Consider the following 10,890-nt stretch of genomic DNA (forward strand, 5'->3'; position numbering starts at 1 on the left):
GTGTCGGAATCCAGCCCCCGGGGCATCCTCGACCGATCGGCGCACGCGCCCGCCGCCCGCACTCTCCTCGACGTTCTGCGCGAGACCACCGCGCGCCACCCCGAGGCCTCGTCGATCGACGACGGTTCGGGCGCGCTCAGCTATCGCGAGCTGATGGCGCGCGTGCTGCAGACGGCGGCGCGTCTGAACGAGCGAGGCGTCTCGCGCGGCGACCGCGTCGGGGTGCGCATGGCCTCGGGGTCGAAAGAGCTGTACATCGCGATCCTCGGCATCCTCGCCGCCGGTGCCGCCTACGTGCCGGTCGACGCCGATGATCCCGACGACCGCGCGCGGCTCGTGTTCGGCGAGGCGAAGGTGCGCGGCGTGATCGGCGGGAACGGCGAGTACGAGCCGGTCGACTCCGAACCGGGCGCACCGGAATCCGGCGCGGAGGCGGGCGGTCGCCTGTTCGACGGCGACGCGCCGCACCCGTCGACGCACGCGATCATGGCGGTGGCCCCGCCCCGCCCCGAAGACGACGCCTGGATCATCTTCACGTCGGGCTCGACGGGCGTTCCCAAGGGTGTCGCGGTGAGCCACCGCTCGGCTGCGGCCTTCGTCGATGCCGAGGCGCGCCTTTTCCTGCAGGATGCCCCGCTGGGCCCCGATGACCGGGTGCTGGCGGGTCTGTCGGTCGCCTTCGACGCGTCGTGCGAGGAGATGTGGCTCGCGTGGCGGCACGGGGCGTGCCTCGTGCCCGCGCCGCGTGCGCTCGTGCGGTCGGGTGAAGACCTGGCCCCGTGGCTGCTGCGGCAGGGCATCACGGTCGTCTCGACCGTGCCGACGCTCGCCGCGATGTGGCCGGCCGACTCGATCGAGAACGTGCGACTGCTGATCTTCGGCGGCGAGGCGTGCCCGCCCGAGCTCGCGGCGCGCCTGGCGGCCGAGGGTCGCGAAGTGTGGAACACCTACGGGCCGACCGAGGCGACCGTGGTCGCCTGCGCCGCACTGCTCGGCGCCGAGGGGCCCGTGCGGATCGGTCTGCCGCTCGACGGGTGGTCTCTGGCCGTCGTCGGCGCCGACCGGCAGCCGGTCGCCGACGGAGAGGTGGGCGAACTCGTCATCGGCGGCGTCGGGCTCGCGCGCTACCTCGATCCGCAGAAGGATGCCGAGAAATACGCCCCCTCCGATGCGCTCGGCTGGGATCGCGCCTATCGCTCCGGCGACCTCGTGCGTTTCGACACGGAGGGGCTGATCTTCCAGGGCCGCGCCGACGACCAGGTGAAGGTCGGCGGGCGCCGCGTCGAACTCGGCGAGGTCGAAGCGGCGCTTCTCGATCTGCCGGGGGTGACCGGGGCCGCCGCGGCGGTCCGCCGCACCGAAGCCGGCGTGCCGGTGCTCGTGGGCTACCTCGCGGCCGACGAGGGTTTCGACCGGGTCGCCGCACGCGCGGCGCTCGTCGAGCGGCTGCCGTCGCCGATGGTGCCCCTCCTCGCCGTCGTCGACGATCTGCCGGTGCGCACCTCGGGCAAAGTCGATCGCGCCGCGCTGCCCTGGCCCTTGCCGAACGTCGAACCGGTCGCCTCCGACCTCACCGTCGGCGAGCAGTGGCTGGCGCAGCAGTGGCAGGCCGTGCTCGGCATGGTCGTCACCGACCGCAAGGCCGACTTCTTCGACCTCGGCGGTGGCTCGCTGGCCGCCGCCCAGCTGGTCTCGCGCATCCGGGCGCGCGTGCCCGACTTCTCCGTCGCCGACATCTACGACGTGCCGCGCCTGGGTGCCATGGCGAAAGCGCTCGGCTCGGCGCTGCACGAAGAGGCATCCACAGACTTCCACCGCCCGCTGCCGACGCCCCGCGGCGCGCAGTGGCTGCAGTCCGTGCTCGGCGTGCCGCTGTTCGTGCTCACGGGCATCCGCTGGATGCTGTATCTGCTCACCGCGTCGGCGATCTGCCGGCTCGTTCCGGGCTTCGAAATCCTGCCGGCCGCGCCCTGGCCGGTGATCGTGGGTGGTCTGCTGATCTTCGCGACGCCGTTCGGACGGATGGCGATCGCGGCGCTCGCCGCACGGCTGCTGCTGCGAGGCGTGGAGCCCGGGGACTACCCGCGCGGCGGTGCGGTGCACATGCGATTGTGGCTCGCCGAGCAGATCGCCGACCAGGTCGATGCGGTGGGCCTCGCCGGTGCGCCGTGGATCAGCTACTACGCGCGCGCGCTCGGGGCGCGCATCGGCCGCGGTGTCGACCTGCACGCCCTGCCGCCGATCACCGGCATGCTCGACATCGGCAACGGCGCGGCGATCGAACCCGAGGTCGACCTATCGGGCTACTGGATCGACGGCGACGTCGTGCGCATCGGGGGCATCCGGATCGGCGCCGAGGCGACGGTCGGCGCGCGCAGCACGCTCGCGCCCGGCACCCGCATCGGCCGCCGCGCTGAGATCGCGCCCGGGTCGGCCGTGTTCGGCCGCGTGCGCGCCGACCAGACGTGGGCGGGATCGCCCGCCGAGCGTGTCGGCGGAACCTCCACGACGCACTGGCCCGAGGGCCGCGCTCCGGCGCCGCACCGGTGGCTCTGGGCGTATGCGGCCTCGGGGCTCGCGCTCGCCCTGTTGCCGCTCGTCGCCTTCGCCGTCGGGGGCCTCGTCATCGCCCGCGGCATGGTGGGCCGCACGACCCTCGTCGACGCGTTCGCGGGAGCGGCGCTCTGGCTCGTCCCCGCGGTGATCGCGGCGGGCGCGACCTTCGCGATCCTGGTGCTCGTGTCGGTGCGCCTGCTGTCGATCGGACTCACCGAGGGCACCGTTCCCGTGCGAAGCCGCATCGGCTGGCAGGCGTGGACCACGGAGCGCCTGCTCGACTCGTCCCGCACGATCCTCTTCCCGCTCTACTCGAGCCTCTTCACTCCCGTGTGGCTGCGCCTGCTGGGCGCCCGGGTCGGGCGCGACGTCGAGGCATCCACCGTGCTGCTGATCCCGTCGCTGACGCGCATCGAAGACGGGGCGTTCCTCGCCGACGACACGATGGTCGCCTCGTACGAACTGCGCCGGGGCTGGCTGCGGCTCGGTAGCGTGCGGATCGGCAAGCGCGCCTTCCTCGGCAACTCGGGGATGGCGGCGCCCGGGCACCGGGTGCCGCGCGACGGCCTAGTTGCGGTGCTCTCGTCGGCCCCCGCCAAGGCCAAACCGGGATCGTCGTGGCTCGGTTCGCCGGCGGTGCGGCTGCGCCGTCTTTCGGCCGAGGGCGACCAATCGCGCACGTACCAGCCGCCCGCCCGGCTGAAGCTCGCGCGTGCCCTGTGGGAGCTCTGCCGATTCGTGCCGGTCGTCGTCACGTGCGGTATCGGACTCGCCGTGCTGTTCGTGCTCGCGGGCCTCATCGAGGCGATCGGGCTCGGCTGGGCGGTGCTGCTGTCGGGCGTCGTGCTGCTGATCGCCGGTGCCGTGGCGGCCGGCATCTCGACGGCCGCGAAATGGCTGATCGTGGGCCCGATCCGCGCGGGCGAGCACCCGCTGTGGTCGAGCTTCGTGTGGCGCACCGAAGTGTCCGACACCTTCACCGAGATGGTCGCCGCGCCGTGGTTCGCGCGTGCCGCCACCGGCACTCCGGCGCTCGCCGTCTGGCTGCGCTCGCTCGGCGCGCGCATCGGGCGCGGCGTCTGGTGCGACAGCTATTGGCTGCCCGAGCCCGACCTCGTCACGCTCGGCGACGCATCGACGGTCAACCGGGGGTGCGTCGTGCAGACGCACCTGTTCCATGATCGAATCATGAGCATGGATACCGTCGAACTCGGGATCGGGGCGACCCTCGGACCCCACAGCGTGATCCTCCCGGCCGCCACGATCGGGGCGCACGCGACCGTGGGCCCCGCCTCACTCGTCATGCGGGGCGAGACCGTGCCCGTCGGGTCGCGCTGGAGCGGCAACCCCATCGGACCCTGGCGCGCGGTGAAAGCCCGTGCCTACCAGTCGACGACGTGAACGCGCACGAACCCTACGCGCCCGAGAGCGGTGACGACAGCTTCGACGTCGAACTCTACGAGCTGGCGCTCGACTACTGGGTGCGCACCAATCGCCTGGGAGGGCGGGCGACGCTGAACGCCGTCGCGCTGACGACGATCTCGGCGGTGAGCGTCGACCTCATCGGCCTGCGCGCGACCCGCGTGCGCGTCGACGGGGATCGGCGCACCCGCTTCGATCAGGGGCCGCGCAAGCTGCGCGTGAGCCTGCCGCGGCGCCTGCAGCCGGGGGAGCGGTTCTCGATCGAGATCGTCTATGCCGGGGCGCCTGCCCCGCGGCGCTCGCGGTGGGGCGCGATCGGGTGGGAAGAGCTCGAAGACGGGGCGCTCGTCGCCTCGCAGCCCACCGGGGCTCCGACCTGGTTCCCGTGCAACGACCGCCCCGACAACCGCGCGCCGATGCGGCTCTCGGTCACCACCGACGCGGGCTACCTCGCCGTGCCGACGGGGCGTCCCACGGGGCAGACCGCCGCGGGCGGACGCGTGACGGTGACGGCGGAGTCGTCGGTGCCCGTGGCGACCTACCTCGCCGCGCTGCACGTGGGCCGGTACGCGCGGGTCGAGCTTGCGGGCGATGATCGGGTGCGCGTGTTCACCGTGCCCGAGATGCGCGCCGACGCGGCGCGCGCCCTGGCCGACGTGCCCCGCATGCTCGCCGTGTTCGAAGGCGCCTTCGGGGCCTACCCGCAAGAGGACTGCGCCCTCGTGGTCACCCCCGACGTGCTCGAGATCCCGCTGGAGGCGCAGGGCATGGCCGTCTTCGGCGCGAACCATCTCGCCCCGGGGGAGCGGCGCCTGATCGCCCACGAACTGGCTCACCAGTGGTTCGGCAACAGCGTCGGGATCGGCCGCTGGCGCGACATCTGGCTGAACGAGGGCTTCGCCTGCTATGCGGAGTGGCTCTGGTCGGAGGCATCCGGCGCGCTCTCGGTGCCGGCGAAAGCCGCGAAGCACCACGCCCGCCTGCGGGCGCTCCCGCAAGACCTCGTGCTGTCAGACCCCGGTCCCGATCTGATGTTCGACGACCGCGTCTACAAGCGCGGGGCGCTCACTCTCTACGCCCTGCGCTGCGAGATCGGCGACGACGCGTTCGCGCGCGTGCTGCACACCTGGAGCGAGACCTATCGGCACGCGCTCGCGACCGGAGACGACTTCTGCGCGCTGGCGTCGCGCGTCGCGGGGCGCGACCTCGACGAGCTGTTCGGCGCGTGGCTCGACCGCCCTCAGCTGCCGCCGCTTCCCGCTCCGCGCGCCGCGTCAGCCTGACCGCCCGCGCGCACAGCGACCGCGACGAGCACCCCGGGAACCCCTCCGGCTTCCCACCCGCCGATGACGTCGGGCGCGCCCGGGATATGCGCCGTCCATCCGCCCGGGTGCTCGGCGATGTGCACGCCCTCGTGGGCGACGCGCAGACCGCGGCCGTCGGCCTTCAACGCCGCCTCGACCCGCACCCACCGCAGCAGGCCACCCGGCACCCCGCCGGCGGCCGTGCGCACGGGATCGTCGAGAAGCTCGGCGTCGATGGCGAACGAGACCACCGTGTCGGGGTGCACGGCGGCCACCGCGATCGGCCCGGCGTAGCTGACCGATGCCCGCCACGGCGCGCCGTTCACGCGCAGCGGCCCGTGATCGGCGGCGCCGCACCGCGGACACCGCGCGTCGAGGCGCGCGCCCGGCCATCCCTCCCGCGCGAGCAGCTCGCGCACGAGTCGCCGGGCCGTCGCCCGCCGTTCCTCGCCCGGGTCCGGCACCGACGCCCACGCGAGACGCACCGCGGATGCCTCGCCGGGCACCGCGCCTCAGCCCTTGGGTTCGTGCGTCTCGATCGCGACGATGCCCGACCCGGGGTTCGTCGCGGACAGGTGCACGACCGAGAACGCACCCGGCTCGAGCGCCGACGCGCTGCCGAGGTACGAGCCGCGCAACGTTCCGGTCGCAAGCGCGAGTTCGGTGAGGATGCCGGGGAGCACCGGCCCGTGGCTGCAGAGCACGGCCGGCTTGCGCGCGCGCACGCGCCGGCCCACGACCGACCGCAGATCGGAGGTGCCGTCTTCCCAGGCATCCTGCCCGATGAGCGGCGTGCGGTGGATCTTGCGGCCGAGGGCCGCGGCGAGCGGCGTCACGGTCGCCACGCACCGCACGGCGTCGCTCGAGACGATGCGGCGGATGCCGAAGGCGCGCAGCGGCCCGACGGCTGCGGCGGCCTGCTTCGCCCCCCGCGCGGTGAGGGGACGCAGGGCGTCGGCGCCGTCCCACTCTTCGCGGGGGAGCGCCTTCGCGTGGCGCAGCACGACGATCGGGAACGTCTCGAGTACGCCGTCGTCGACGTAGCGCAGGAACTGCTCCACGATCTCGACGTCGACCGGGTACGAGAGGTAGCCGAGCGCCTTGCGGGGCGAAACCCACTCGATCGCCGCGATCTCTTTGTTCGGCACGAACGCCGACGCGCGGATCGCGTCTTCGGTGGCCTCCGCGGACCAATAGTGCACGATCTTCTGCCGCCCGCGCGGCATGCGGTAGCGCGAGACGCCCACCGGAATGCCGAGGGCGACACGGATGCCGGTCTCTTCGAAGATCTCGCGCACGGCGGTCTCGGCGAGCGCTTCGCCGGGATCGACCTTGCCCTTGGGCAGGGTGACATCGGCGTAGGCCGTGCGATGGATGACGAGGATGCGGAGCTTTCCCGCAACCACCCGCCACACCACGCCGCCCGCGGCGTAAACGGCGGTGTCGGTCATCGCACCGCGCGCCCGCGCCGGCGGCGCTGCACGTTCGTCATGGTGCGTTCCTGCAGGTCGACCAGCGGCTTGCCGTCGGCATCGACCGCGTGGCGCACCCAGTCGCCGGATGCGTCGAGCCGCCACGAGCTCGTGCCGTCGCTGAGGGCGAGGTCGAAGAAGTCGACGAGTTCTTTGACCTGTGCCGGGGCGACGACCCGGACGAGCGCCTCGACGCGGCGGTCGAGGTTCCGGTGCATCATGTCGGCGCTGCCCATGTAGACCTGCGGGTCGCCGTCGTTGTGGAAGGCGAAGATGCGCGAGTGCTCGAGGTAGCGGCCGAGGATCGAGCGCACCGTGATGTTCTCGCTGACGCCCTCGAGCCCGAGCTTGAGCGAGCAGATGCCGCGCACCCAGACATCCACGCGCACGCCCGCCTGGCTGGCGCGGTAGAGCGCGTCGATGATCTGCTCGTCGACCATCGAGTTCACCTTGATGCGGATGTGCGCGGGCTTTCCCTCGAGCGCGTTGCGGCGCTCCTTGTCGATGAGGCGCAGCAGCCCCTTGCGCAGGTGCAGCGGCGCGACGAGCAGGCGCTTGAACTTCTTCTCGATCGCGTAGCCGCTCAGCTCGTTGAACAGGCGCGTGAGGTCGCGGCCGACCTGCTCGTCGGCGGTGAAGAGGCCGAAGTCTTCGTAGAGGCGGCTGGTCTTGGGGTTGTAGTTGCCCGTGCCGATGTGGCTGTAGCTGCGCAGCATCCCGTCTTCTTCGCGGATGACGTGCAGCAGCTTGCAGTGCGTCTTCAGGCCCACGAGCCCGTAGACCACGTGCACGCCGGCCTTTTCGAGCTTGCGCGCCCACACGATGTTCGCGGCCTCGTCGAAGCGGGCCTTGACCTCGACGAGCGCGAGCACCTGCTTGCCCCGCTCGGCCGCGTCGATGAGTGCCTGCACGATGGGGCTGTCGCCCGAAGTGCGGTACAGGGTCTGCTTGATGGCGAGCACGTGCGGGTCGCGCGCGGCCTGCTCGAGGAAGGCCACGACGCTCGTCGTGAACGACTCGTAGGGGTGGTGCACGAGCACGTCGCCCTTGCGGATCGCGGCGAACAGGTCGGCGCGGCCGTTCTGCTCGGCGGGCTGGAACGCCGTCGCCGTCACCGGCACGTGGGCCGGGTAGTGCAGCTCGGGGCGGTCGATCTTCGCGAGGTCGAACAGGCCGCGCAGGTCGAGCGGCCCGGGGAGGCGGTAGACCTCCTGGGCGGTGACCTCGAGTTCGTCGATCAGCAGGTCGAGCGTGACGTCGTCCATCTCCTCGGTGACCTCGAGGCGGATCGGCGGGCCGAACCGTCGGCGCAGCAGCTCTGCTTCGAGCGCCTGGATGAGATTCTCGGTCTCGTCTTCTTCGATCACGACGTCTTCGTTGCGCGTGAGGCGGAACGCGTGGTGCTCGAGGATTTCCATGCCCGGGAACAGGTCGCCCAGGTGGTGGGCGATGAGCTGCTCGAGCGGCAGGTAGCGGGCGCGGCTCGCCGCCACCGACCCCGGCAGCTCGACGAAGCGGGGGAGCATCGGCGGCACCTTGAGGCGCGCGAACTCCTGGCGCCCGGTCTTGGCGTTGCGGATGCGGATCGCGAGGTTCAGCGACAGGCCCGAGATGTAGGGGAACGGGTGCGCCGGGTCGACCGCGAGCGGCATGAGCACGGGGAACACCTGCGCCTGGAAGTACTCGTACAGCGACGCGCGCTCGTCGTCGGAGAGCTCGGCCCACGTCACGACCTCGATGCCCGAGCCCGAGAGCGCCGGGTGCACGAGGTCGAGCCACACCCGCGCGTGGCGCAGCTGCAGCGCATGCGCGCTCTCGGAGATGTCGGCCAGCACGTCCTGCGGCGCGCGGCCGACGTTCGTCGGAACGGCGAGCCCGGTCATGATGCGCCGCTTCAGGCCCGCGACGCGCACCATGAAGAACTCGTCGAGGTTCGAGGCGAAGATCGCGAGGAAGTTCGCCCGTTCGAGCACCGGCAGCGCGGGATCTTCGGCGAGCTCGAGCACCCGCTGATTGAACGCGAGCCAGCTCAGCTCGCGGTCCATGTAACGGTGGTCGGGCAGCTGCGAGTCGTCGATCTCGACCGTCTCGTCGAAATCGTCGTCGTCGGCGTCGCCCAGACCGGTGTCCAGCACGTCGGTGTCGATCATGTCTTCATCATTGCAGTCAGAGGTGACCAGTGCGTTAACCGCGCGGATGCCGGGGGCTCCGCCTCACGCGCCGGTGCGCTCCCGCGGCGCGGGCACCTGGTCGTCTTCGTACACGTTGAAGCGGTAGCCGACGTTGCGCACGGTGCCGATGAGCTGCTCGAGGTCGCCGAGTTTGGCGCGCAGACGTCGCACGTGCACGTCGACCGTGCGTGTGCCGCCGAAGTAGTCGTAGCCCCACACTTCGCTCAGCAGTTGCTCGCGCGTGAACACCCGCGAGGGGTGCGTCGCGAAGAAGTGCAGCAGCTGGAACTCTTTGTAGGTCAGGTCGAGCGGCTTGCCGTGCACCTTCGCCGAGTACGACGACTCGTCGATCGAGATGCCCGAGGTCTGAATGCGGCTCGACACCTGGTCGGCGCTCTGCCGACCCATCGCGAGCCGGATGCGCGCGTCGACCTCGGCGGGGCCCGCGCCGAGCAGGATCACGTCGTCGACGCCCCAGTCGGTCGAGACCGCCGTGAGCCCGCCCTCGGTGACCACGAGCACCAGGGGGGCATCGAGACCCGTCGTGTTGAGGATCTTGCACAGCGACTTCGCACCCACGAGGTCGGTGCGCGCGTCGACGAAGATGACGTCGGCGCTCGGGGCGCCCACCAGCTGCGCCGGTTCGGCCGGAATCTGCCGAACCCGGTGGCTGAGGAGTTCGAGCGCGGGCAGGACGGGCCCTCCGCCTGCGGCGGAACTCAAGACGAGAAGCTGAGCCATGCGGTCCCTTCCGGCCGTCGAGCCGACCGTGGCTACATCCTAAGACCTCGCCGCGCCGCCGCTCGACGGCACGGCGCCAGACGTCGCGTCGCAGCCGGATGCCACGCGGCGGCCGGGATCGGCCATGATGGAGGCATGAGCATCCCGGGTCTGGCGCCGCGCGGCGGCTTCGGCGGTATCGTCGCGGTGTGGGTGGCGGCCGCGGTGATCACGATCGTGATCGGTTTCGCCGCGCCGAGCGACTGGCGTGCCGCGTGGATGCCGGTGGGTCTTGCGGGCTGCATCGTGCTGGCGTTCGTCGTGCAGCTCGCCTTCGGGCACGCCGAAGGATTCCTCCGCCGCGTCGCGGCGAGCGCCCTCGGCGCCATGGTCGTGATGGGCCTGATCGGACTGGGACTCGGACTTGCCAGCATGTTCTCGGCCTGACCGGGTGCGGGTAGAGTGAGGTCATGGACCTCGTCGCACTCGAACTCTTCTTCGTGGGCCTTCTCGCGCTCGCGTCGCTCGCGATCGTCTTCGTCTCGGGCGTCGTGATCAAGAACCTCTACCGCGGCCAGCGCTGAGCGCCGTGTTCGATCTTCCGACCGATCTGCCGGCGGACATCGTTCCGCTGTCGTGGCTGCTGGGCGTCTGGGAAGGCACCGGCGTCATCGACTACGAGGCGGACGGCACCCGGTTCGACGGCGAGTTCGCGCACCGCGTGAGCTTCAGCCATGACGGCGGCGACTACGTCAATTATGCCGCGAGCGCGTGGCTGATCGGCGAAGACGACGCGCGCACACCGCTCGTCGCCGAGACCGGCTATTGGCGCCTCGCGCGCCCCGCCGGCGCAGAAGACGCGGGCCCCGCGCTCCTACCCGCCGCGATCGTTCGCGAGAAGCCGCGCACCGCCGACGATGTCGAGGCGCTGCGCACCGACGAGGGCGGGTTCGACCTCGAGGTCGCGATCGTGCACTCCGACGGCATCTGCGAGCTGTACCTCGGCCAGGTGCGCGGCCCGCGCATCGACCTGGCGACCGACGCGATCGTGCGCCCCGCGGGCGCGAAGCCCTATGCCTCCGCGTCGCGCATGTACGGCTACGTCGACGGTCACCTGCTGTGGGCGTGGGACATCGCCGCCCTCGGCAGCCCGCTTGCGGCGCACGCCTCGGCACGCCTCGCTCGGGCCGAGTGAGCGTGACGGAGCCGACCACGCCCGCGGCGCTCGCCGCGGCGCCCTTCGCG

General features: G+C 71.8%; 8 protein-coding genes. 4 read left to right on the plus strand and 4 right to left on the minus strand.

Annotation, left to right across the window (positions count from 1 at the left end):
• Together G3N18_RS05760 and G3N18_RS05765 are read left to right on the plus strand one after the other, a co-directional pair.
• Entirely contained in the window at positions 1-3,957 is a 3,957-nt protein-coding gene (locus G3N18_RS05760) for a Pls/PosA family non-ribosomal peptide synthetase (protein ID WP_196383354.1), read from the plus strand.
• Positions 3,954-5,261 (plus strand): M1 family aminopeptidase, encoded by a 1,308-nt coding sequence (locus G3N18_RS05765; protein WP_196383355.1) that lies wholly within the window; start codon positions 3,954-3,956, stop codon positions 5,259-5,261. Before G3N18_RS05760 ends, G3N18_RS05765 begins: the two co-directional genes overlap by 4 nt.
• Here the strand turns inward: G3N18_RS05765 and G3N18_RS05770 are convergent.
• The 4 genes from G3N18_RS05770 to G3N18_RS05785 form a co-directional block, all read right to left on the minus strand.
• Positions 5,219-5,788: a 4'-phosphopantetheinyl transferase family protein gene (locus G3N18_RS05770; protein WP_196383356.1), complete on the minus strand. Its 570-nt coding sequence runs from the start codon at positions 5,786-5,788 to the stop codon at positions 5,219-5,221. The two genes, G3N18_RS05765 and G3N18_RS05770, sit on opposite strands and share 43 nt — an antisense overlap.
• Before the next feature lie 6 nt (positions 5,789-5,794).
• A complete protein-coding gene (locus G3N18_RS05775) occupies positions 5,795-6,733 on the minus strand; it encodes an NUDIX hydrolase (RefSeq protein WP_196383358.1) in 939 nt (312 codons plus the stop codon).
• The gene (locus G3N18_RS05780) at positions 6,730-8,904 is read right to left on the minus strand and encodes an RNA degradosome polyphosphate kinase (RefSeq protein ID WP_196383359.1); all 2,175 of its coding nucleotides are present in this window, start codon (positions 8,902-8,904) and stop codon (positions 6,730-6,732) included. Before G3N18_RS05780 ends, G3N18_RS05775 begins: the two co-directional genes overlap by 4 nt.
• 63 nt (positions 8,905-8,967) lie before the next feature.
• Positions 8,968-9,666 (minus strand): winged helix-turn-helix transcriptional regulator, encoded by a 699-nt coding sequence (locus tag G3N18_RS05785; protein ID WP_196383360.1) that lies wholly within the window; start codon positions 9,664-9,666, stop codon positions 8,968-8,970.
• Between the two features lie 135 nt (positions 9,667-9,801).
• Here G3N18_RS05785 and G3N18_RS05790 point away from each other — a divergent pair, with 135 nt between their 5' ends.
• Positions 9,802-10,092, plus strand: coding sequence for a hypothetical protein (locus G3N18_RS05790; RefSeq protein ID WP_196383361.1), 291 nt, complete (start codon positions 9,802-9,804; stop codon positions 10,090-10,092).
• A gap of 142 nt (positions 10,093-10,234) precedes the next feature.
• Positions 10,235-10,840: a heme-binding beta-barrel domain-containing protein gene (locus G3N18_RS05795; RefSeq protein WP_196383362.1), complete on the plus strand. Its 606-nt coding sequence runs from the start codon at positions 10,235-10,237 to the stop codon at positions 10,838-10,840.
• Positions 10,841-10,890 lie beyond the last annotated feature (50 nt).

Origin of the sequence: Microbacterium paulum (assembly GCF_015707995.1) — a bacterium.
In the GTDB taxonomy this organism is placed as follows: Bacteria; Actinomycetota; Actinomycetes; order Actinomycetales; family Microbacteriaceae; genus Microbacterium; species Microbacterium paulum.